This window comes from Phenylobacterium sp., assembly GCF_041916435.1.
Lineage (GTDB): Bacteria > Pseudomonadota > Alphaproteobacteria > Caulobacterales > Caulobacteraceae > Phenylobacterium.
In genome coordinates this window covers 255,253-275,877 of record NZ_JAYRZM010000005.1, presented here as the reverse complement: position 1 = coordinate 275,877, position 20,625 = coordinate 255,253, and the positions used below count along the sequence as shown (strand labels likewise).

Sequence of the window (20,625 nt, the reverse complement as noted above, 5' to 3'; positions counted from 1 at the left end):
CCCGTATGAGCGACACGCCAGACGCGCGCGGCGTCCACATGACGCAGAATGTCCCACAGGCCGCCGCCCTGGGTTTCCAGTTCGTGTCGGTGGGCGACGGCCGCGGCTCCATCATGGTCCCCTGGCGGGAGGACCTGGTGGGCGATCCGGACACCGACGTCATCGCCGGCGGCGTCGTCACCAGCCTCCTGGACCACACCTGCGGCCTGGCGATCCACGCCCTGTCGCAGGAGCCGTTCCCCACCGCCACCCTCGACCTGCGCATCGACTACCTGCGGGCGGCGGCCTCCAAGGCCGACGTCACGGCCGAGGCCCATTGCTACAAGATGACCCGGCTGATCGCCTTCGTCCGGGCCAAGGCGTGGGACGCCGATCCGGACGATCCCATCGCCACGGCGCAGGCGGCCTTCATCCTCAATCGCGGGACCGGCGGATGAGCTCGCCCGCCGACCGCCTCACCGTCTTCCTGCAGCGCGTGCCCTATGTGCGCTTCCTGGGCATGCGCGCCGAGCTGGCGGGCGACGAGATGACCGCCATCCTGCCGTTCGCCGACCACCTGATCGGCAACACCATGCTGCCGGCGCTGCACGGCGGGGTGATCGGCGCGTTCCTGGAGATGACGGCGCTGGCGCAGCTCTCCGTCGTCCAGCCCAGCGAGCGGATGCACAAGACGATCGACGTCACCATCGAATACCTGCGCCCCGGCCGGGCCATGACCACCTACGCGCGGGCGGACCTGCGCAAGATCGGCCGGCGCATCGCCAACGTCCACGTCGAGGCTTGGCAGGACCAGCGCGACAAGCCCGTCGCCAGCCTGCGCGGCCACTTCCTGCTGAGCGGCACGTAGCGGGACTGAAGTCCCCCTCAGTCGCTTCGCGACAGCTCCCCCAGAAGGGGAGCATCTCGGCGCCTCCAGATCCTCCCCCTCTGGGGGAGGTGGCCCGGAGGGCCAGAGGGGGACTTTGACCGAAACTCCTAGCCCTTCTTCTCCAGGGCCGCGCGCTCGGCCTGCACTTCGGCGAGCGCCTTCTGGGCGGCCGCGATCTCGGCGGCGTCGCCCTTGTTCTTCGCCTCGATCAGGTTGTTGGTCGCCTCCATCTCGCGCACCGGGATCAGGTGGCTGTCGTCGGCGTGCTTGAAGGGCGCGGTCAGGATGCGGGCCAGGATGGCGCGCTGGCGCTTGGCCTCGTCGCCGTCGCCAACCCCGTAGCTGAAAAAGAACTTGGAGATCTTGGCCTTGGTGCGCGGATCCAGGTCCTTGCGCCAGATCATCGGATCCTCCGGGATGGTCGGCGAGGTCCAGATCACGTCGATCGCGCCCATGGTCCGCCTGGCCATGGCCGAGTCCTGCATGGCTAGGCGCGCGATGGATTCGGTGTTGTTGGTGGCAGCGTCGAGCACGCCCGAACCCACGGCGAACAGGTTGGACTCGTGGTTGGCCGAGCGCACCGTCTTGAAGCACCGCGTCGGATCGATGTCCCGCGGCGCGAACAGGTAGGTCATCGGCGCCAGGGTGCCCGAGGTCGATTTCGGGTCGCCCATGCCGAAGTTCAGCGTCTTGTCGCAGGAGAGCACCTTGTCGAGCGTGATCCCCGAGCCCTTCTTGACGATCAGCACCGACTGATAGCCGTCGTGACCGTTGGGATCGGCGGTGCGGGCGAACACCTCGCCGCCGGCGCGGCGCACGGCTTCGAGCCCGGAGTTGTTGGAAAACCAGCCCAGGTCGGTCTGCTTGAAGCGCATCGCTTCGATGATGCCGGTGTAGTTGGAGCCGAAGAACGGCTTCACCTTCAGGCCGGTGGCGGTCTCCATGTCCTTCAGGAACGGGCCCCAGTCCTTCATCTGGGTCTGGGCGTTCTCGGTCGACAGGATCGAGAAAGTCACCTCGGTCGGCTCGGGCGCCTCCGTGGTCTTGGCCGCCGGCTTGCTGCAGGCGGCCAGGGCCAGGAGACCGACAAGCGCCAGGCGGCGGGTGGCGGAGATCATCGCGTTTCCATCGTCGAAGGCGGGGAGGGTTTCATCCGATCTCGCACGATTGAGCGTCGTTTCGATGAAGGCCGGCGCGCGCCCGTGAAAATGCGCGCTTGAGGCCGGCGGCATTGAGCGCTACCGCCCAGGACCATGCTGCAAGGACTCTCCCACCAAGCCCGCGAGGCCAAGAGCTGGCCCTTCGAACAGGCCCGCATCCTCCTGGACCGCATCCTGCGCCTGCGCCTGTCCGACGCCGAGCGCGATCTGGCCGCCACCCTGATCGGCGCCGGCAAGGCCGACGAAGCCGCCGCCGCCTTCGAGGCGCTGCGAAAGCCGGTGGTCTTCCAGTGCGGCTTCGGCGCTTCGGGCCTGCCGCACATGGGCACCTTCGGCGAGGCCGCGCGGCCGACCATGGTGCGCACCGCCTTCCGCGCCCTGACCGAGGACGCGATCCCGTCGAAGCTGATCGTCTTCTCCGACGACATGGACGGGCTCAGGAAGATTCCGGACAACGTGCCCAACCGGCAGATGCTGGAGGAGGACCGCGACAAGCCGGTCACCAAGGTGCGCGACCCGTTCGGCGAGCACGAGAGTTTCGGCCACCACAACAACGCGCGCCTGCGCGCCTTCCTGGACGGCTTCGGCTTCGACTACGAGTTCATGTCGTCGACCACCTGCTACACCTCTGGCCGGTTCGACGAGGTCCTGCTGCGGGTCCTGGAGCGCTTCGACAAGGTCCAGGCGATCATGCTGCCGACGCTCGGCGAAGAGCGCCGCGCCACCTATTCGCCGTTCCTGCCGATCAGCCCCAGGAGCGGGCGGGTGCTGCAGGCGCCCACCGTGGAGCGCAACCTCGACAAGGGCACGATCGTCTTCCCCGACGAGGACGGAACCCTGACCGAGGTGCCGGTCACCGGCGGCCACGTGAAGCTGCAGTGGCGGCCCGACTGGGCGGCCCGCTGGACGGCCCTGGACGTCGACTACGAGATGAGCGGCAAGGACCTGGTGGACTCGGTGCGCGTGTCCAACCGCATCGTCAAGGTGCTGGGCGGCGAGCCGCCGGAGGCCTTCCACTTCGAGCTCTTCATGGACGAGAACAACCAGAAGATCTCCAAGTCCAAGGGCAACGGCCTGACCATGGAGGAGTGGCTGCGCTACGGCGCGCCGGAGAGCCTCGCCTACTACATGTACCAGTCGCCGAAGTCGGCCAAGCGGCTCTACTTCGACGTGATCCCCAAGGCGACCGACGAGTACCTGCAGCAGCTCGACGCCTTCAACAAGGCGCGGCGCGAGAGCAACGCCGTGGCGATCGACAACCCGGCCTGGCACGTCCATCGCGGCGCGCCGCCGGAAAAGGGCTCGCCGGTCAGCTTCTCGCTGCTCTTGAACCTGGTCTCGGCGGCCGACGCCTCGACCAAGGACATCCTGTGGGGCTTCATCTCGCGCTACATCGAGGGCGCGAGCCCCGAGAGCGAGCCGATGCTGGATCGCCTGGCGGGCTATGCGATCCACTACTACGAGGACTTCGTGAAGCCCTCGAAGACGTTCCGCGCGCCGACCGACCAGGAGCGCGCGGCGATGAGCGAGCTCATGGCGCGGCTGAAGGCCCTGCCCGCTGGCGCCGACGCCGAGACGATCCAGAACGAGGTGTTCGAGGTGGGCAAGGCCGCGGGCTTCGAGCCCCTGCGCGCCTGGTTCCAGGCCCTCTACGAGGTGCTGCTGGGCCAGAGCCAGGGTCCGCGCTTCGGCTCGTTCGTGGCGATCTTCGGGATCGAGCGCACCGTCGCCCTGATCGACAAGGCCCTGGCGGGAGACCTGGTCGCCGCCTAGTCCGCTAAAGCGAGCGGTTGCGCCAGGCCTTCTCCTCGATCCCCGAACGCCCTTCGCGGGATTCCAGCCAGGAGGCGACGTCGTCCAGGCTGACGCCGGCGTGCGCCAGCACCACCAGCCAGTGGTAGATCAGGTCGGCGCTCTCGGCGGCCAGGCCGTCCTTGTCCTTCATGGCCGCGGCGATCACCGTCTCCACCGCCTCCTCGCCCAGCTTCTTGGCGGCGCGGTCGATCCCCTCGGAGAGCAGCTTGGCCGTGTAGGACGTGGAAGGATCGCCGTCCTTGCGGCTTTCGATGGTCGCGGCCAGGCGGTCGAGGACTTCGGCGAAGCGGCTCATGGGCGTTACTCCTTGGGTCCGTCCTGGATAGGGCCCGCCGCCGCCGGCGGCAAGCGCGCCTAGCCAGGCAGGGCGAAGGCCACCACCTGATCGCCCGTCCTTGAGCCCGATTTGGCGTGGCCGCCGGCGGCGATCACCACGTACTGGCGGCCCTTCCACACATAGGTCATGGGCGTGGCCTGCCCGCCCGCCGGCAGCCGGCCGCGCCACAGCTCCTTGCCGGTCGCCGCGTCGAAGGCGCGCAGGTAGTCGTCGAGGGCCGCGCCGATGAAGACCAGGCCCGTGGCGGTGACGATCGGCCCGCCGAAGTTGGGCGTGCCGACCCCGCGCAACAGCAGCTGCGAGCCGGGCGCCAGGTCGCGCGTCGTGCCCAGCGGAACCCGCCACAGAACCTTGCCGTCGTGCATGTCCACCGCGCTCAACACGCCCCAGGGCGGGGGATTGCAGGGCATGCCCAACGGCGAGAGCAGCACCTCGCGCTTCATGCCGTAGCGCGCGCCGGCGTTCGGGCCGATCTCCAGATGCGGCTCGGCCGCCTTCGCCGCGGCGACCTTGTCAGCCGGGATCAGGGTGACCTTGTGCAGGGCCGAGGACGTGTTGACGTAGGCGATCCCGCGCGCCTCGTCATAGGCGATCCCGCCCCAGTTGGAGCCGCCGCCGGTGAAGGGGTAGAGGATTGTTCCGCCTACGGATGGTGGCGTGTAGAGCCCCTCGTTGCGCGCGCCGGCGATGGCCTTCCTGCAGGCGCCGCGGTCCCAGGGCGTGAGCCCGAAGGCCTCGTCGGGCTTGATGCGGCTGGGCGCCAGCGGCTCGGGGGCGATCGGGAAGGGCTGGGTGGGCGACAGGCGCTCGCCGATGGCGCCGCCCTGCGGAACCGGGCGCTCCTCCACCGGAATGATCGGCGCGCCGGTGTCGCGGTCCAGGGTGAAGATCAGGCCCTGCTTGGTGGTCTGGATCACCGCCGGGCGGGTGACGCCCTTGTAGGTCACCTGGCCCAGGGTCGGCTGGGCCGGCACATCGTAGTCCCAGACGTCGTGGTGGCTGGTCTGGAAAGCCCAGGCGACCTCGCCGGTGGCCGCCTTCACCGCCACCACGGAGTTGGCGTAGCCGTCGTTTCCAGGCCGCTGGGCGCCGTAGAAATCCGGGCTGGCGCTGGAGGTGGGCAGGAACACCAGCCCGCGCGCGGCGTCCACGCTCATCGGCGCCCAGACGTTGGCCGCGCCGGCGGTGACATCCGCCCCCGCCGAGGCCAGCGGATCGAAGCTCCAGCGCGGCGCGCCGGTCACGGCGTCGAAGGCGTGCACCGCGCCCGAGGTCTCCTTGACCCGCTGGTTGTCGTCGATCGACGAGCCGACCACGACCACCCCGCCCGCCACCACCGGCGCCGAGGTGACCTGCGCGCCGGCCGGACGGATCAGGTCGGCGCCCGGCACGGCGTCCACCGCGCCGTCCTTGCCGAAGCCGGCGCAGGCCTTGCCCGTGGCCGCGTCCAGGGCGAACAGGCGCCGGTCGTTGGTGGCCATGAAGACGCGCTCGGCGCAGGGCGCGCTGGGCGGCGCCGAGGGGTCGCGCCAATAGGCCACGCCCCGGCAGACGAAACTGTTCGGATAGCGCAGGGACGTGTCGATCTTCGGATCGAACCGCCACAGCTCGCGCCCGGTCCCGGGATCGAGGGCCACGGCCATGTTGAACGGCGTGCAGACGTAGAGCCGTCCGCCGTCCAGGATCGGCGTGGCCTCGAACGACGCCTTGCGCAGGGCCGCGCCCTTGGTCTGCAGGTCGCCCGTGGCGTAGCTCCAGGCCGGCTTCAGCCGCTTGACGTTGGCCGGCGTGATCTGGGCGGCCGCGGAGAAGCGCCGCCCGCCCTGGTCGCCGCCATAGTAGGCCCAGCCGGCGTCGGCGGCCGGCGGCGTCCTGGGCGCGGGCGAGCAGGCGGCCAGCGCCAGGGCGGTGGAGACGAACAGGGCGGCTCGGGGGGAACGGGCGGAACGCGGCATGCCCCGATTGAGCGCGCCGGCGCCCGGCGCCGCCACCGCCGTGTGACGAGCGGCGAGGCTGCGGGGCCGAGCGGCGGACGGCTCAGGCCGGCGTCGCCTCGGGAACCAGGCGCACGGGGATGTCGGCGTCGGCCATGGCGCGCTTGACCTCGCCGATCGAGAGCTCGCCGAAGTGGAAGACCGAGGCGGCCAGCACCGCATCGGCGCCGCCGCGGGTCACGGCCTCGACCATGTGCTGGGCGCTGCCGGCGCCGCCCGAGGCGATCACCGGCACGCCGACGGCCGAGGTCACCGCGTGCAGGAGCTCCAGGTCGTAGCCGGTCTTGGCGCCGTCGCGGTCCATCGAGGTGAGCAGGATTTCGCCCGCGCCCCGGCGAACCACGTCCTCGGCGTACTCCACAACGTCCAGGCCGGTGTTGTGGCGCCCGCCATAGGTGAACACCTCCCAGACGCCCACGTCGGTCTTCTTGGCGTCGATGGCCACGACCGTGGCCTGCGAGCCGAAGGCGTCGGCGCAGGCCGACACCAGGTCGCGGTTCTCCACCGCCGCAGTGTTGATCGAAATCTTGTCGGCCCCGGCCAGCAGCAGGCGGCGCGCGTCCTCCACCTTGCGGATGCCGCCGCCCACCGACAGCGGCATGAAGCAGACGTCGGCCGTGCGGGCCACCACGTCCAGGATGGTATCGCGCCGCTCATGGCTGGCGGTGATGTCCAAGAACATCAGCTCGTCGGCCCCGGCCGCGTCATAGGCCCGGGCCTGCTCCACCGGATCGCCGGCGTCGCGCAGCGACAGGAACTGCACGCCCTTCACCACGCGCCCGTCCTTCACGTCCAGGCAGGGGATGACGCGCACCTTCAGCATCAGGCGGCCACCTTCAGCGCCTCGGCCGGGCGGATCGCGCCGGTGTAGAGCGCCCGGCCCAGGATCGCGCCGGCGATCGGCACGCCCTTGCGCGCGCGCAGCTTGACGATGTCGTCCACCGAGGCGAGGCCCCCGGCGGCGATCACCGGGATGTCCACGGCGTCGGCGATGGCGCCGAAAGCCTCGACGTTGAAGCCCATCAGCGCGCCGTCGCGGTCGATGTCGGTGATGATCAAGGCGCCGACGCCCACGTCCTCGAACTGCTTGGCGACCGTCACCGCGTCCAGATCCGAGTCCTCGGTCCAGCCCTGCACGGCCACCTTGCCCTTGCGCACGTCGACGCTGACGGCGATCTGCTCGGGCCAGCGGCGCGCGGCCTCCTTGACCACCTGCGGCTCGCGCACGGCCACCGTGCCCAGGATCACGCGGGAGACGCCCGCCTCGATCCAGCGCTCGATGTCGGCCAGCGAGCGGATGCCGCCGCCAAGCTGCACCGGGATCGACACGGACTCCAGGATCGCCTCCACGGCCCTGGCGTTGACGGCCTTGCCCTGCACCGCGCCGTTCAGGTCGACCACGTGGATCCAGTGGAAGCCGGCGTCGACGAACTGGCCGGCCTGGTCGGCGGGCGAGGCGTTGAACACGGTGGCGGTGTCGAGATCGCCGTGCAGGACGCGCACGCACTGGCCGTCCTTCAGGTCGATGGCGGGATAGAGGATCACGGTCGCCACTCCAGGAAGTGCGCCAAAAGGGATATCCCGGCGCCTTGCGACTTTTCCGGGTGGAATTGAACGCCAGCGACGTTGTCGCGGGCCACGGCGGCGGGGAAACGCCCGCCATGATCGACCCAGGCGATCACGTCGCCGTCGCTCGCCGGATAGAAGGCGAACGAGTGGGTGAAGTACATCGGCGTTCCCTCCGCCATTCCGGCGAGGATCGGCTGGCCTGTGAGCCCGGTCAGTCCGTTCCATCCCATGTGCGGGACCTTGCACGCGGGATTGTCGGTCTCCAACCTCTTCACCTCTCCGGCGATCCAGTCCAGCCCCGGCGTGACGCCGAATTCCAGGCCGCGGGTGGCCAGGAGCTGCATGCCGACGCACACGCCCAGGAACGCCGCGCCGCGGTCCTGCACGGCCTCGGTCATGGCCTCGACCAGGCCCGGCCGCTCGTCCAGGGCCGCGCGGCAGGCGGCGAAGGCGCCGACGCCGGGCAGCACCACGCGGTCGGCGCGGGCCACGACGTCGGGATCGGACGTGACACGGATCTCCGCGCCGGACACGAGGGCGCCGGCGGCCTTCACCAACGCCTTTTCGGCCGAGCGAAGGTTGCCCGACCCGTAGTCGATCAGGGCGACGCTCTGCATGGGATTGTTCCTAGAGCACGCCCTTGGTGGATGGGGCCTGGCCGTGGGTCTTCGGGTCCAGCTCCACGGCGGTGCGCAGCGCCCTGGCCAGGGCCTTGAACCCGCTTTCAGCGATATGGTGGCAGTTGTCGCCGTAGAGCGTCTCCAGGTGCACGCAGGCGCCCGCGTTCATGGCGAAGGCGTGGTGGAATTCCTTGAAGAGCTCGGTGTCCATCTCGCCGACCTTCGGACGGGTGAAGTCGACCTTCCAGATCAGGTAGGGCCGGTTGGACAGGTCGATGGCGCAGCGCGTCAGGGTCTCGTCCATGGGGATGTAGGCGTGGCCGAAGCGGCGAACGCCCTTGAAACCGTCCAGCGCCTTGTTGATCGCCTGGCCCAGCACGATGCCGGTGTCCTCGACCGTGTGGTGCATATCGATGTGCAGGTCGCCCTTGGTCTCGACCTTCAGGTCGAAGCCGCCATGGCGCGCGAAGCTGTCCAGCATGTGGTCGAAGAACCCCACGCCGGTCGCGACCTCTGCGCGGCCGGAGCCGTCCAGATCGACGCTCACGCGGATCTGGGTCTCCTTGGTGTCGCGGACGACTTCCGCCGTTCGAGCCATCAGCCTCTAAAGTCCTTTTTCGGCCGCAAGCGCCTTCAGGCTCACCTGCGGACGCGGGCCGTAGTGCGAGATCACCTCGGCCGCCGCCAGCGAACCGAGCCCGCCGCATATGGGCAGGGCGCGGCCAGAGGCCAGGCCGAAGAGGAACCCGGCCGCGTATTGGTCGCCCGCGCCGGTCGTGTCCACGACTTTTTCCACCGGCGCGGCGGCGATCAGGTGGGTCTGATCTCCAGCGAGCACCACCGAGCCCTTTTCGCTGCGTGTGACGGCGGCGACCTGCACGCGTTCGCGCATCGCCGTGATCGCCGCGTCGAAATCGCTGGTCCGGAACAGCGAGGTGATTTCCGCCTCGTTGGCGAACACCAGGTCGACCTGGGTCTCGATGAAGTCCATCAGCGCCTCGCGGTGGCGCTCCACCACGAAGGCGTCGGACAGGGTGATGGCGATCATCCGGCCGGCGGCGCGGGCCAGGCCCGCGGCCTTGGCGAAGGCGCGCCGCGCCTCGTTGGGGTCGAAGAGATAGCCTTCCAGGTAGACGATCGCCGCGCCCTCGACGACCTCGGGCTTCACGTCGTCCGGGGTCAGCTCGGTGGAGGCGCCCAGGAAGGTGCACATGGTGCGCTGGCCGTCCGGCGTCACATTGATCAGGCAGCGCCCGGAGGCCGGCCCGCCGGCGAGCGGCGGCACGTCGTAGCTCACGCCGATGGCGCGGGTGTCGTGGATGAAGACGCGGCCGAGCTGGTCGTCGGCCACCTTGCCCAGATAGGCCGCCCGGCCGCCGAAGCTGGCGACGCCCGCCACCGTGTTGCCGGCCGAGCCGCCCGAGGTCTCCATGCCGGGCGCCATGCGGCCGTAGAGGCTCTCGCCCCGCGCCTGATCGATCAGGGTCATGGCGCCCTTGTCCAGCCCCTCGGCGACGATGAACTCGTCTGTAGCCGGAGCGATCACGTCGACGATGGCGTTGCCGATGGCGGCGACGTCGTAGAGGGCGGTCATCAGGGCGGGGGACTTTCGCGGACGGGCTAGGCCGCGGGGATTACAGCCAAAGCGACGCCGGGGCAACGTGGCGGCTTTTCCCGGCGGCCCGCCTGGGCCAAGCTCGCGGGCCCCCGCCGGAGCCTCCCATGCGCCTCTTCCACTTCAGCGACGATCCGGCGATCGAGACCTTCGAGCCGCGCCCCGTGCGGGTTCCCTCGCCACGCCCGCCGGGCCGCGACTGGCTGAACGGCCCGCTGGTCTGGGCGATCGAGGACGCGCGCCAGGCGATGTACCTGTTCCCCCGCGAATGCCCGCGCATCCTGCTCTGGCCGACCGAGGCGACCACGGCGCAGGACCGCGAGCGCTGGTTCGGCGCCAGCGGCGCGCGCACCCTGGCCTATGTGGAGTACGCCTGGCTGGAGGCGCTGCGCGCCGGCGTCATCCATCGCTACGAGTTCGCAAGGGGCGGGTTCGAGGATCTCGACGACGCGGGCATGTGGGTCTCGCGCCGCGCCGAGCGGCCGGCGGCCATGGAGACCATCGACGACATGATCGGCGCCCTGCAAGGCCAGGGCGTCGAGCTGCGCCTGGTCGACAGCCTGACGCCCCTGCGCGGGGCCTGGGACACCAGCCTGCACGTCAGCGGAATCCGCCTGCGCAACGCCAGGGAGTGGGCGGCGTGATCGCCCGGCTGGCCCTCGCCGCCGGCGCGGTCCTGGCCATGGGCGCGGCGCCTGCGGACTGGCGCCCGCTCGATCCGCAGAACACGCTGGTCATCGACACCTCCAAGGGCCGGATCGTGGTGGAGATGCGTCCGGACCTGGCGCCCCTGGCGGTGGCGCGGATCAAGCTCCTGGCCCGCGAGGGCGTCTACGACGGGCTGCTGTTCCACCGGGTGATCGACGGCTTCGTCGACCAGACCGGCAATCCGAACAACAAGGACGGCGGGACTTCCAGCCACCCGGACCTGCCGCCGGAGTTCACCGCGCGGCTGAAACCCGCCGATATCGCCGTGGTCCGCCGCGCCACCGACGAAGCGGCCGGCTTCATCGGCGCCACGCCCGTCGCCGCCGAGGCCGAGGCGGTCGCGAAGCGGCGCGAGGACGGAACCTTCCGCGCCTGGGGCGCCTATTGCCCGGGCGTCGCTGGCATGGGCCGCCAGGCCGACGAGGCCAGCGCCAACAGCGAGATCTTCTTCATGCGCGACGCGGCCCGGCGGCTGGACCGCGACTACACCGTCTGGGGAACCGCCGTGGCCGGCCTGGACGTGATCCGCGCGATCAACGTCGGCGAGCCGCCCGCCGATCCGGACCGGATGATCCGCGTGCGCGTGGCCGGCGACCTGCCGCCGGCCGACCAGCCGAAGATCGAGGTGATGGACACGGCGGGGCCGGCGTTCGCCAGGCTGGTCGCCAAGGCGCGCGCCGAACACGGCGCCGACTTCAGCGTCTGCGACGTCGCTCCGCCAGCGCGGTCCCTGGCGCGCTAGGGCCGTCCCGTCCGGACGGTGAACCGGCGTCCATGTCACCCCGATGGGCTCTAGCCGTTGAGGATCATGCCGACGAGGCCGACCATCGACGGCGCCAGGATCAAGGCGACGCACACGAAGAAGATCGCGCGGCGCACGGGATCGCGCCTCAGGACCTCGTCTTCGCGACAGGTGGGATCGGTGTGCATGGCTGTCTCCACAGGGGTTTGACGCCTGTGGAAATGCCGTTTCAGGCCCCCCGCCGACAAACGAGAAGCGCGCCGCTCGGGTGATCTGAACTCACTCGAAAAGCGTCAGGCCGTCGGCCTTGGCCTGGGCCAGCAGCCAGGCGCGGAACTTGCGGATCGCCGGCCGGTCCGCCTTCTCCGGCAAGCTCAGCGCCCAGGTGGAATAGGGGCTCTCGAAGGTGAAATCGAAGGGCTTCACCAGCCGGCCCGCCGCCAGGTCGTCAAGCGCCATGGCCTCGGCCGCCATCGCCACGCCGCGCCCGGCCACCGCCGCCTCGATCGCCAGGTAGGTGTTGGAGAACTGCGGCCCCGCCGAGGCGTCGACCTCGCCCGCCCCGGCCGCGTCCAGCCATTCGCGCCAGGAGGGTTCGCCAAAGCGCATCTTCACGTCGCGCAGCAGCACGGCCCCGGCCAGGTCGGAAGGCTTGTCCAGCCGCAGGGCCTCCAGCAGCCTCGGGCTGCACACGGGAAACAGCACCGTATGGAACAGCGGGGTGACGTGCAGGCCCGGATACGGCCCCTTGCCGTGGCGGATCGCCAGATCGACGTTGTCCCGCGCCAGGTCCACCGCGACGTCCGAGGCCGAGAGCAGCACCTGCACCTCCGGATGGCGAGCCTCGAAATGGTGCAGCCGCGGCGCCAGCCACCGGGCGGCCAGCGAATGCATCACCGAGACCACCAGGGGCGCGTCGCGGGCGTGTCGCACCTCCTCCACCGCCGCGGACAGCGTGGCCAGTCCGCGCCGCACGCCGAGGGCCAGGGTCTCGCCCGCCTCGGTGGGCCGCACCGCGCGGTTGAAGCGGTCGAACAGGCGGGTCCCGAGTTCGGTCTCCAGGGCCTTGATCTGGCGGCTGACCGCGCCGGGCGTGACGCCCAGCTCCTCGGCCGCGCGCAGGAAGCTGCCCAGCCGGTGGGCCGTCTCGAACACGCGGAGCGCGCCGAGCGGCAGGCGCTCGCTCATTTCACGAACAGCTTGCGCGACGGACACAGGTCCGCCACCGGGCAGTCCTCGCACTTCGGCTTGCGCGCCAGGCAGGTGTAGCGGCCGTGCAGGATCAGCCAGTGGTGGGCGCGGGTCAGGTAGGGCGCCGGAATGATCGCCATCAGCTCGTGCTCGACCTGTTCGGGCGTCTTGCCCTTGGCCAGGCCCAGGCGGTGGGAGACGCGGAAGACGTGGGTGTCCACCGCGATCGCCGGCTCCACGCCCAGCTCGTTCAGCACCACGCTGGCGGTCTTGCGCCCAACGCCAGGCAGCTTCTGCAGCGCCTCGCGGTCCAGCGGCACCTGGCCGCCGTACTGCTCCATCAGGATCTTCGCCGTGGCGATCACGTTCTTGGCCTTGGTGCGGAACAGGCCGATGGAGGCGATGTAGGGGATCAGCCCCTCCTCGCCCAGCGCCAGCATCTCCTGCGGGGTGTCGGCCACCTCGAACAGCCGCGCCGTGGCCTTGTTCACCGACACGTCGGTCGCCTGGGCCGACAGGGCGACGGCGGTCAGGAGGGTGTAGGGGCTGGAATAGTGCAGCTCCGTGCGCGGATCGTCGCTCTCGGCGAGGAACCGGGCGAAGATCTCCTCGATGCGGGCGCGCTCGGCGGGCTTCAGGCGCGGCGTTCGGGCGGGGGGCTTGGCAGGCTTGGCCATGGGCGGACCATGGCGCGCAACAGACGCTTCGCCAAGCGCCCGCGGACGGCTATGTTGCGCCGCCATGGGCCGGCCCCTCTACATGGACGCGGAGATCACCCCCAACCGCTCGCTGTCGCAGCGGGGGTTCATCATCCTCATCTCCGCCATCACCCTGCTCAACTGTATGTCGGCGGCGGTGTTCATCTCCATGGGCGCGCACTGGGTGCCGGTGTTCCTGGGCGCGGACCTGGCGGCCATCATCGTCGCCTTCCTGGCCAGCTACCAGGCGGCCAAGCAGGTCGAGCGCATCCGGGTCAGCGCCCGCCACGTGCGGGTCACCTACGAAACCGAAAAGCACGTGCGCCTGGTCTGGGAATCGCCGACGGCCTTCACCCGCATCGCCCTGGAGACCGAGGACGACCGCGCCGTGGAGCTGCGCCTGGCGCTGTCCGGCCGCGAGGTGGCCGTCGCCCAGGCCCTCAGCCCCGGCGAGCGCGCCGCCTTCGCCGTGGCCCTGGAGCGGGCGATCCGCGAAGCGCGGATGGAACGCAGCTAGGCGACCACGACCAAGGGCGGCCCTTCTCCCGCGAGGGGAGAGCGATCAGCGGAGACGGCGCCCCGCCCCTAGAGGATGAAGCGCGACAGGTCGGCGTTGTGCGACAGCTCGCCGATCCGTTCGGCGACATAGGCCGCATCCACGTCGATCGTCTCGCCCGCCCGGTCGGCGGCGGTGAAGCTGATCTCCTCCAGCACCTTCTCCAGCACGGTCTGCAGCCGGCGGGCGCCGATGTTCTCCACCGCCCCGTTCACCGTCACCGCCGCGTCGGCCAGGGCGTCGATGGCCTCTTCCGTGAAGGTCAGGGTGACGCCTTCGGTGGCCAGGAGCGCCTGGTGCTGGCGGATCAGGTTGGCCTCCGGCTCGGTGAGGATGCGGCGGAAATCGTCGCGGGTCAGGGCCTTCAGCTCCACGCGGATCGGCAGGCGCCCCTGCAGCTCGGGCAACAGGTCCGAGGGCTTGGCCACGTGGAAGGCGCCCGAGGCGATGAACAGGATGTGGTCGGTCTTCACCGGCCCGTACTTGGTGGAGACCGTCGTGCCCTCGATCAGCGGCAGGAGGTCGCGCTGCACCCCCTCGCGCGAGACGTCCGCGCCGCCCCGGTCGGAGCGGCTGGCCACCTTGTCGATCTCGTCCAGGAAGACGATGCCGCTGTTCTCCGCCAGCTCCAGGGCCTCCTGGGTCAGGGCCTCCTGGTCCAGGAGCTTGTCGCTCTCCTCGGCGATCAGCGGCGCCCAGGCGCCGGCCACCGTGGTCTTGTGGGTCTTGGTGCGCCCGCCGAAGGCCTTGCCCATCATCTCCGACAGGTTGAGCACGCCCAGCGAGGCCCCCGGCTGGCCGGGAATGTCCATGGTGGGGAACGGCGAGCCGGTCTCGGCGAGCTGCAGCTCCACCTCCTTGTCGTCCAGTTCGCCGGCGCGCAGCTTCTTGCGGAAGCTCTCCCGCGCGGCGGTGGAGCCGGGGCCGGTCAGGGCGTCGAGGATGCGCTCCTCGGCGCCGGCCTCGGCCCGGGCGCGCACGGCGGCCCGGCGCTTGTCGCGCACCATGGCCATGGCGCTTTCGACCAGGTCGCGGACGATCTGCTCCACGTCGCGGCCGACATAGCCGACCTCGGTGAACTTGGTGGCCTCCACCTTCAGGAACGGCGCCTGGGCCAGGCGCGCCAGGCGGCGGGCGATCTCGGTCTTGCCGACGCCGGTGGGGCCGATGAGCAGGATGTTCTTCGGCGTCACCTCGTCGCGCAGGGCCTCTGGCACGCGCCGGCGGCGCCAGCGGTTGCGCAGGGCCACGGCCACGGCCTTCTTCGCCTCGGGATGGCCGACGATGTAGCGGTCGAGCTCGGAAACGATCTCGCGGGGGGAAAACTCAGTCATTCAATCAGGTCGTTCACTCGCTTGGCGCCGCGCGGGCGGCCCCTCAGGAATTCATGGGCGGCACGTCGAGGATCTGGTCGAACACCAGCCGCCAGCCCTCCTTGTCGTGCCGCCAGACGCGCACGTAGTGGCCGCGCATCGGGCCGGTCTTGGCCGACCATTGCGCATCGCCCCAGGTCCAGGCCAGGTCGCCGGCGGCCGACACTTCCCCGCCCTGGTGGGAGAACGAGATGCGCTTGGCCCGCCCGGCCAGCTCCTTGGCCACCGCCTTGGGCGTCACCGCCGGCGGCGCGGCCGAGCCTTGCACGTGGGCGTCCGGCGCCAGCGCGGCGCGATAGGCCTTGCCCGTGTCGTGCTCGGCGGCCTTGGCCAGGGCGTCCTCGGCCTCGGAGACGCCGGCCCAGGCTATGTCGGTGAGCGTCTTCTCGGCGGTGGCCGGCGCCAGGGCTTCGGGCTCGGACTCCGGACCGGGCGCGTCGGCGGCGTCGCTGTTGGTGCCGCCGTCGTAGACCCACTTCCAGACGCCGTCGGCGTTGCGCCGCCAGATGGTGAAGTAGAACCCGCCCGGCTTGCCGTCGTAGGTGAAGGGGCCGGTGGTGAAACCCAGGTCGCCGGAAGCCGACAGTCCCGCCCACACCGGCCACCAGACCAGCGGCGGCGTCGGCTTGTCCGGGCGCGCGTCATAGTACTCATGGGCCTTCACCGCGTCCGGCGCGAAGACGATCGCCTCGGGGGCGGCGTGCTTGAGGAAGCTGCGCTTGATGCCCATGGCCAGCCCGTCGGCGGCGAAGGCCCGCTCGGCGGCGACCACCGGGGCGGGATCGGCCGCGCGGGCTATGAGCGGAATCGCCAGGGCGGCGGTCACGGCGATGAGCGCGCTAGAGGGTCTCAACGGTGAGCTCTCCGTTGGTGTAGACGCAAATCCTGGCCGCGATCGCCATGGCCTTGCGGGCCACGTCTTCGGCCGACAACGGAGAATCCATCAAGGCGAGCGCCGCCGCCAGCGCATAGTTGCCGCCCGAGCCGATCGCCGCCGCCCCGGTCTCCGGCTCCAGCACGTCGCCGACGCCGGTGACCGTGAAGATCGAGCTGGAATCGGCCACCAGCAGCATGGCCTCCAGCCGGCGCAGGTAGCGGTCGGTGCGCCAGTCCTTGGCCAGGTCGACGCAGGCGCGGGCGAGCTGCTCGGGATACTGCTCCAGCTTGGCCTCGAGCCGTTCGATCAGGGTGAAGGCGTCGGCCGTGGCCCCGGCGAAGCCGGCCACCACGCGGCCGCCGGCCAGTCGGCGCACCTTGCGCGCATTGCCCTTGACGATGGTCTGGCCCATCGACACCTGACCATCGCCGGCGATGACGGTCTTGCCGTCCTTGCGCACCGCCAGGATCGTAGTGCCGTGCCAGTCGGGAAAGCTTGTAGGATCGGACATGGTCGCCGATGTGGCCAGCGACGATGGCGAGGTCAAGGCGCATGGAGTTTTCGGACGAAGAGGTCGAGCGCTACGCCCGCCACCTGGTGCTGCGCGAAGTGGGCGGTCCGGGCCAGCAGAAGCTGAAGGCCGCCCGGGTGCTGGTGGTGGGCGCAGGCGGGCTCGGCGCGCCCGCCGGCCTCTATCTGGCCGCCGCCGGCGTGGGGACGTTGAGGCTGGCGGACCCGGACGTGGTGGACCGCTCCAACCTGCAGCGGCAGGTGCTCTACGCCGAGACCGACCTCGGCAGGCCCAAGGTCGAGGCCGCCGCCGCGCGGCTGACGGCGCTCAATCCGAACATCGCCGTCGAGCCGGTGCAGGCGAGACTGACGGCCGACAACGCGGCCGAGCTCGTGGCCGGCGTCGACCTGGTGCTGGACGGCACCGACGACTTTTCCACCCGCTTCGCCGTCAACGCCGCGTGCGTGGCCGCCGGCAAGCCGCTGGTCTCCGGCGCCATCGGCCGCTGGACCGGCCAGATCGGCGTGTTCGCCGGCAAGCCCTGCTACCGCTGCCTGGTGCCCGAGATCCCGCCGGACGCGGAGACCTGTTCGGCCGTGGGGGTCATCGGCGCCCTGGCCGGCGTGATCGGCTCGATGATGGCGCTGGAGGCCGTCAAGCTGATCACCGGCGCTGGCGAGCCGCTGACGGGCCGGCTGATGATCTACGACGCCCTTTCGGCCGAGACCCGCACCGTCCGCGTCGGCGTCGACCCCGCGTGCGAGGTGTGCGGCGGCTGAAGCGCCCCGCCGGTCAGTCCGCGTCGCCCTTGCAGTGGACCACCTGCACCTTCTCGGTGGTCACCAGGCCGATGTCGCGCATGTCGCCCAGGGCGGCGAGCAGGGCCTCGATCTTCTCCTCCGCGTCGACGATCTCGATCACCAGCGGCAGGTTGGCGGACAGGTCCAGGATCTTGGCCGTATGGACCCGTTGCGAGCGGCCGAACCCCATGGGGCCGCGCAGCACCGTCGCCCCGGCGAGCCCAAGCTGGCGCGCCTTCATGACGATGGCCTCGTAGAGCGGGCCGTCGCCGTCGCGCGTGCCCTCCTCGGTGTAGATGCGGACGAGAACCGCTGGACCGCGCTTCGGCATGATCAGCTCCCTTTCACGGTATTGAACGCCGCGGCGGCGACATAGCCCAGCCAGGCCGCGAAGAGGCACAGGACCACCGAACCGACGATGTTGAGGCTGGCGCCCATCATCTCGCCGTCCTGGGCGAGGCTGAGCGTCTGCAGGCTGAACGAGGAGAAGGTCGTGAAGCCGCCGCACACGCCGACCAGCACGAACTGGCGCACGTCGGACGGCGCCAGGATCCGTCCGTCGGGCCCGGTCACGGTGGCGAAGAAGGCGATGATGAACGAGCCCACGACGTTCACGGCCAGGGTGCCCCAGGGAAAGCCCTGTCCGAACCAGTTGGCGATGGCGCTGGAGCAGGCGTAGCGCGCCATGCCGCCCAGGGCGCTGCCCAATGCGATCCACAGGTATGTCGTCACGCCAAGCTCCCTATGCGCCGCCCCATGGGGCCGGCCACATCAATCCACGTCCGGGAGGGGAAGGGCCAGCGCGGCGGGCCCCAGACAGACTCCCGCCGCGCAGTTTGCACGGTAGGAGTCATCAGCCGAATGGCGGTTAAAGGGGAACTCCATCCCCAAGGGGTCGAATGAACCAGCTCTTCGCGCCGGTCAAGCTCGGGCCGGCCCGCGGGCGGGCTCAGAGCATCGAGGGAATCACCCGGTCCGGCGGCTTGTGGCCGTCCATGAAGGTGCGGATGTTGATGATCACCTTCTCGCCCATCTCGATGCGGCCCTCGATGGTGGCCGAGCTCATGTGCGGCAGCAGCACCGCGTTGGGCAGCTTCAGGAGCTTCGGGTTGATCTGCGGCTCGTGCTCGAACACGTCCAGCCCCGCCCCGGCGATCTGGCCCTTGCTGAGCAGGTCGATGAGCGCGCCCTCGTCGATGATCTCGCCGCGGGCGGTGTTGACGATGATCGCGTGCGGCTGGAGCAGCTTCAGGTGCCGCGCCGAGAGCAGGTGGAAGGTGGCCGGCGTGTGCGGGCAGTTCACCGAGATGATGTCCATCCGGGCCAGCATCTGGTCCAGGCTGTCCCAGTAGGTGGCCTCCAGCTCCTCGGCGATGCGCGGGCTGACGGGCTTTCGGTTGTGGTAGTGGATGCCCAGGCCGAACGCCTTGGCCCGGCGGGCGAGGGCGGTGCCGATTCGGCCCATGCCGATGATGCCCAGGCGCTTGCCGTGGATGCGCCGCCCCATCATCCAGGTCGGCGACCAGCCGGTGAAGCCGCCGGCCTGCACGACGTTCGCGCCTTCCACGATGCGCCGCGCCACCGCCAGGATCAGCGACATGGTCAGGTCGGCGGTGTCCTCGGTGAGCACGCCGGGCGTGTTGGTCACGGTGATGCCGCGGGCGTTGGCGGCGGCCACGTCGATGTGGTCGAAGCCGGCTCCGAAATTGGCGATGAGCTTGAGCTGGTCGCCGGCCGCGGCCAGCACGCCGGCGTCCAGCTTGTCGGTGATCGTCGGCGCCAGAACCTCGGCGCGCTGCAGCGCCTTGACCAGCATCGCGCGGTCCATCGGCGTGTCGGTCAGGTTGAGCTCTGTGTCGAACAGCTCACGCATGCGGGTCTCCACCTGATCGGGGAGTTTGCGTGTGACGATGACTTTCGGCTTGCGAGCGGGCATGACCGGGTCTGAAAAGAGGACTTCGAAGCGGAACGAACGCGCGCCGCAGTTAAGGCGCGCCAGCACCTGTAGCAAAGGGTCCATGGACGGCCAAGGCGAGGCGAACGGCGGCGTGCGGCGCATTTGGATCGCACTGGGCCTTGCGGCCCTGGCCTGCGCGGCCGGGATCGGCTTCCTGTGGCCCGAGCAAATGGCCTCGGCCGCGGCGACGGCGGTGGACCGGCCGACGCCGTCCGGCCTGCCGGTGCCGCGCTACGTGTCGCTGAAGTTCGGCGAGGTGAACGCCCGCGCCGGCCCCGGCGACGACCACCGGCTGCTCTGGGTCTACCGCGTGCGCGGCCTGCCGGTGCAGGTGGTGGCCGAGACCAGCGAGTGGCGGCGGGTGTGCGATCCCGAGCACGGCCTGGCCTGGGTGCACAAGCGCACCACCGACGGCCGGCGCATGGTGATGCGGCTCCAGCCGCAGCCGCTCGCGCTGCGCCGCGCGCCCAAACCGGAGGCCGAGGTCGAGGCCTATCTGCGGCCCCGCGCGCTCGCCGCGCTGATCCACTGCAAGAAGGGCTGGTGCCGGATTCGCGCCGACGGCGTGGCCGGCTGGGCCCCGGCCGCGGCCCTCTGGGGAACCGACGACAAGCCCCAATGTCGTTGAGCCGGGCGGCCCGCTCTGCTACGGCCTGACCACCCGGCCCCAGGCCGAAAGTGAAAATAGGCTCGAAATGACAAGGCCCGAGGCGAAGGACCACTACAGCTACGAAGAACTGCTCACCTGCGCGCGCGGGGAGATGTTTGGTCCGGGCAACGCCCAACTGCCGGCGCCGCCGATGCTGCTGTTCGATCGAATCACCAAGATCACCGATCACGGCGGCGCGCACGACAAGGGCTACATCGAGGCCGAGTTCGACATCAATCCGGGCCTGTGGTTCTTCGACTGCCACTTCCTGGGCGACCCGGTGATGCCCGGCAGCCTGGGCCTGGACGCCATGTGGCAGCTGGTCGGCTTCTACCTGGGCTGGATCGGCGGCAAGGGCCGCGGCCGGGCGCTGGGCTGCGGCGAGGTGAAGTTCGCCGGCGAAGTGACGCCGGACATCAAGAAGGTCACCTACAAGATCGAAATGAAGCGCGTGATCAACCGCCGCCTCGTCATGGGCATCGGCGACGGGGTGCTGGAAGCCGACGGAAACCCCATCTACACAGCGGCGGACCTGCGGGTCGGCCTCTATCAGCGGCCGTAAGCGCCGGCAGTCCGGGAAGGAAA

26 protein-coding genes and 1 riboswitch are annotated in these 20,625 nt (G+C 70.4%); of the genes, 9 read left to right on the top strand and 17 right to left on the bottom strand.

Translation table 11 applies throughout. From position 1 onward, the window contains the following. Positions 1-38 precede the first annotated feature (38 nt). Together ACE3TA_RS15700 and ACE3TA_RS15695 are read left to right on the top strand one after the other, a co-directional pair. Positions 39-437 carry a PaaI family thioesterase gene (locus ACE3TA_RS15700; protein WP_374575236.1) on the top strand — a complete coding sequence of 133 codons (399 nt, stop codon included), beginning with the start codon at positions 39-41 and terminating at the stop codon, positions 435-437. Further along, positions 434-847: a PaaI family thioesterase gene (locus ACE3TA_RS15695; RefSeq protein ID WP_374575235.1), complete on the top strand. Its 414-nt coding sequence runs from the start codon at positions 434-436 to the stop codon at positions 845-847. The genes ACE3TA_RS15700 and ACE3TA_RS15695 overlap by 4 nt, the downstream gene beginning before the upstream one ends. A gap of 128 nt (positions 848-975) precedes the next feature. Here the strand turns inward: ACE3TA_RS15695 and phnD are convergent, their stop codons facing one another. Beyond that, complete coding sequence (gene phnD / locus ACE3TA_RS15690) at positions 976-1,986, bottom strand: phosphate/phosphite/phosphonate ABC transporter substrate-binding protein (protein WP_374575234.1); 1,011 nt, start codon at positions 1,984-1,986, stop codon at positions 976-978. Positions 1,987-2,121: 135 nt separating this feature from the next. Here phnD and ACE3TA_RS15685 point away from each other — a divergent pair, with 135 nt between their 5' ends. Then, positions 2,122-3,801 carry a lysine--tRNA ligase gene (locus ACE3TA_RS15685; RefSeq protein WP_374575233.1) on the top strand — a complete coding sequence of 560 codons (1,680 nt, stop codon included), beginning with the start codon at positions 2,122-2,124 and terminating at the stop codon, positions 3,799-3,801. 4 nt (positions 3,802-3,805) lie between these two features. Here the strand turns inward: ACE3TA_RS15685 and ACE3TA_RS15680 are convergent, their stop codons facing one another. The 7 genes from ACE3TA_RS15680 to ACE3TA_RS15650 all read right to left on the bottom strand — a co-directional run bounded on the left by ACE3TA_RS15680 (position 3,806) and on the right by ACE3TA_RS15650 (position 9,957). Next, complete coding sequence (locus ACE3TA_RS15680) at positions 3,806-4,138, bottom strand: phosphoribosyl-ATP diphosphatase (RefSeq protein WP_374575232.1); 333 nt, start codon at positions 4,136-4,138, stop codon at positions 3,806-3,808. A 59-nt stretch (positions 4,139-4,197) separates the two neighbouring features. Then, positions 4,198-6,135, bottom strand: coding sequence for a pyrroloquinoline quinone-dependent dehydrogenase (locus ACE3TA_RS15675; protein WP_374575231.1), 1,938 nt, complete (start codon positions 6,133-6,135; stop codon positions 4,198-4,200). Positions 6,136-6,217: 82 nt separating this feature from the next. After that, the gene (gene hisF / locus ACE3TA_RS15670) at positions 6,218-6,997 is read right to left on the bottom strand and encodes an imidazole glycerol phosphate synthase subunit HisF (protein WP_374575230.1); all 780 of its coding nucleotides are present in this window, start codon (positions 6,995-6,997) and stop codon (positions 6,218-6,220) included. Next, positions 6,997-7,719, bottom strand: a complete 723-nt coding sequence (gene hisA / locus ACE3TA_RS15665) for a 1-(5-phosphoribosyl)-5-[(5-phosphoribosylamino)methylideneamino]imidazole-4-carboxamide isomerase (protein ID WP_374575229.1) — start codon at positions 7,717-7,719, stop codon at positions 6,997-6,999. Before hisA ends, hisF begins: the two co-directional genes overlap by 1 nt. Further along, positions 7,716-8,360 carry an imidazole glycerol phosphate synthase subunit HisH gene (gene hisH / locus ACE3TA_RS15660; RefSeq protein WP_374575228.1) on the bottom strand — a complete coding sequence of 215 codons (645 nt, stop codon included), beginning with the start codon at positions 8,358-8,360 and terminating at the stop codon, positions 7,716-7,718. Before hisH ends, hisA begins: the two co-directional genes overlap by 4 nt. Positions 8,361-8,370: 10 nt before the next feature. Beyond that, positions 8,371-8,961 carry an imidazoleglycerol-phosphate dehydratase HisB gene (hisB, locus tag ACE3TA_RS15655; RefSeq protein WP_374575227.1) on the bottom strand — a complete coding sequence of 197 codons (591 nt, stop codon included), beginning with the start codon at positions 8,959-8,961 and terminating at the stop codon, positions 8,371-8,373. A gap of 6 nt (positions 8,962-8,967) precedes the next feature. Further along, positions 8,968-9,957 carry an adenosine kinase gene (locus ACE3TA_RS15650; RefSeq protein WP_374575226.1) on the bottom strand — a complete coding sequence of 330 codons (990 nt, stop codon included), beginning with the start codon at positions 9,955-9,957 and terminating at the stop codon, positions 8,968-8,970. Positions 9,958-10,085: 128 nt separating this feature from the next. Between ACE3TA_RS15650 and ACE3TA_RS15645 the strand changes: the two genes are divergently transcribed. Both ACE3TA_RS15645 and ACE3TA_RS15640 read left to right on the top strand, forming a co-directional pair. Continuing rightward, complete coding sequence (locus ACE3TA_RS15645; RefSeq protein WP_374575225.1) at positions 10,086-10,622, top strand: DUF6886 family protein; 537 nt, start codon at positions 10,086-10,088, stop codon at positions 10,620-10,622. Beyond that, positions 10,619-11,428, top strand: coding sequence for a peptidylprolyl isomerase (locus tag ACE3TA_RS15640; protein WP_374575224.1), 810 nt, complete (start codon positions 10,619-10,621; stop codon positions 11,426-11,428). Before ACE3TA_RS15645 ends, ACE3TA_RS15640 begins: the two co-directional genes overlap by 4 nt. 50 nt (positions 11,429-11,478) lie before the next feature. Here the strand turns inward: ACE3TA_RS15640 and ACE3TA_RS15635 are convergent, their stop codons facing one another. From ACE3TA_RS15635 to nth, 3 genes are all read right to left on the bottom strand, one after another. Then, positions 11,479-11,616, bottom strand: coding sequence for a hypothetical protein (locus ACE3TA_RS15635; protein WP_374575223.1), 138 nt, complete (start codon positions 11,614-11,616; stop codon positions 11,479-11,481). Positions 11,617-11,707: 91 nt separating this feature from the next. Next, a complete protein-coding gene (gene gcvA / locus ACE3TA_RS15630; protein WP_374575222.1) occupies positions 11,708-12,616 on the bottom strand; it encodes a transcriptional regulator GcvA in 909 nt (302 codons plus the stop codon). Beyond that, the gene (nth, locus tag ACE3TA_RS15625) at positions 12,613-13,296 is read right to left on the bottom strand and encodes an endonuclease III (protein ID WP_374575221.1); all 684 of its coding nucleotides are present in this window, start codon (positions 13,294-13,296) and stop codon (positions 12,613-12,615) included. Before nth ends, gcvA begins: the two co-directional genes overlap by 4 nt. Positions 13,297-13,360: 64 nt before the next feature. Between nth and ACE3TA_RS15620 the strand changes: the two genes are divergently transcribed. Then, positions 13,361-13,834 carry a DUF2244 domain-containing protein gene (locus ACE3TA_RS15620; protein WP_374575220.1) on the top strand — a complete coding sequence of 158 codons (474 nt, stop codon included), beginning with the start codon at positions 13,361-13,363 and terminating at the stop codon, positions 13,832-13,834. 68 nt (positions 13,835-13,902) lie between these two features. On the opposite strand, the gene hslU is transcribed toward ACE3TA_RS15620, so the two are convergent. From hslU to hslV, 3 genes are read right to left on the bottom strand one after another with little or no spacing between them, the layout of a single operon-like run. Further along, positions 13,903-15,207: an ATP-dependent protease ATPase subunit HslU gene (gene hslU / locus ACE3TA_RS15615; RefSeq protein WP_374575219.1), complete on the bottom strand. Its 1,305-nt coding sequence runs from the start codon at positions 15,205-15,207 to the stop codon at positions 13,903-13,905. 43 nt (positions 15,208-15,250) lie between these two features. Beyond that, the gene (locus ACE3TA_RS15610; protein ID WP_374575218.1) at positions 15,251-16,099 is read right to left on the bottom strand and encodes a DUF4440 domain-containing protein; all 849 of its coding nucleotides are present in this window, start codon (positions 16,097-16,099) and stop codon (positions 15,251-15,253) included. Then, complete coding sequence (gene hslV / locus ACE3TA_RS15605; RefSeq protein WP_374575217.1) at positions 16,086-16,634, bottom strand: ATP-dependent protease subunit HslV; 549 nt, start codon at positions 16,632-16,634, stop codon at positions 16,086-16,088. Before hslV ends, ACE3TA_RS15610 begins: the two co-directional genes overlap by 14 nt. A 41-nt stretch (positions 16,635-16,675) precedes the next feature. Here hslV and ACE3TA_RS15600 point away from each other — a divergent pair, with 41 nt between their 5' ends. Further along, positions 16,676-17,413: a ThiF family adenylyltransferase gene (locus ACE3TA_RS15600; RefSeq protein ID WP_374575216.1), complete on the top strand. Its 738-nt coding sequence runs from the start codon at positions 16,676-16,678 to the stop codon at positions 17,411-17,413. Positions 17,414-17,426: 13 nt separating this feature from the next. Here the strand turns inward: ACE3TA_RS15600 and ACE3TA_RS15595 are convergent, their stop codons facing one another. The 3 genes from ACE3TA_RS15595 to ACE3TA_RS15585 all read right to left on the bottom strand — a co-directional run bounded on the left by ACE3TA_RS15595 (position 17,427) and on the right by ACE3TA_RS15585 (position 19,370). Further along, complete coding sequence (locus ACE3TA_RS15595; RefSeq protein ID WP_374575215.1) at positions 17,427-17,765, bottom strand: DUF190 domain-containing protein; 339 nt, start codon at positions 17,763-17,765, stop codon at positions 17,427-17,429. Between the two features lie 2 nt (positions 17,766-17,767). After that, the gene (crcB, locus tag ACE3TA_RS15590; protein ID WP_374575214.1) at positions 17,768-18,166 is read right to left on the bottom strand and encodes a fluoride efflux transporter CrcB; all 399 of its coding nucleotides are present in this window, start codon (positions 18,164-18,166) and stop codon (positions 17,768-17,770) included. A gap of 105 nt (positions 18,167-18,271) precedes the next feature. Then, a riboswitch (Fluoride riboswitch) is annotated at positions 18,272-18,332 on the bottom strand. A gap of 51 nt (positions 18,333-18,383) precedes the next feature. After that, positions 18,384-19,370 (bottom strand): 2-hydroxyacid dehydrogenase, encoded by a 987-nt coding sequence (locus tag ACE3TA_RS15585; protein WP_374575213.1) that lies wholly within the window; start codon positions 19,368-19,370, stop codon positions 18,384-18,386. Positions 19,371-19,452: 82 nt separating this feature from the next. Between ACE3TA_RS15585 and ACE3TA_RS15580 the strand changes: the two genes are divergently transcribed. Both ACE3TA_RS15580 and fabA read left to right on the top strand, forming a co-directional pair. Further along, positions 19,453-20,019, top strand: coding sequence for an SH3 domain-containing protein (locus tag ACE3TA_RS15580; protein WP_374575212.1), 567 nt, complete (start codon positions 19,453-19,455; stop codon positions 20,017-20,019). 67 nt (positions 20,020-20,086) lie between these two features. Then, entirely contained in the window at positions 20,087-20,602 is a 516-nt protein-coding gene (gene fabA / locus ACE3TA_RS15575) for a 3-hydroxyacyl-[acyl-carrier-protein] dehydratase FabA (protein ID WP_374575211.1), read from the top strand. Positions 20,603-20,625 lie beyond the last annotated feature (23 nt).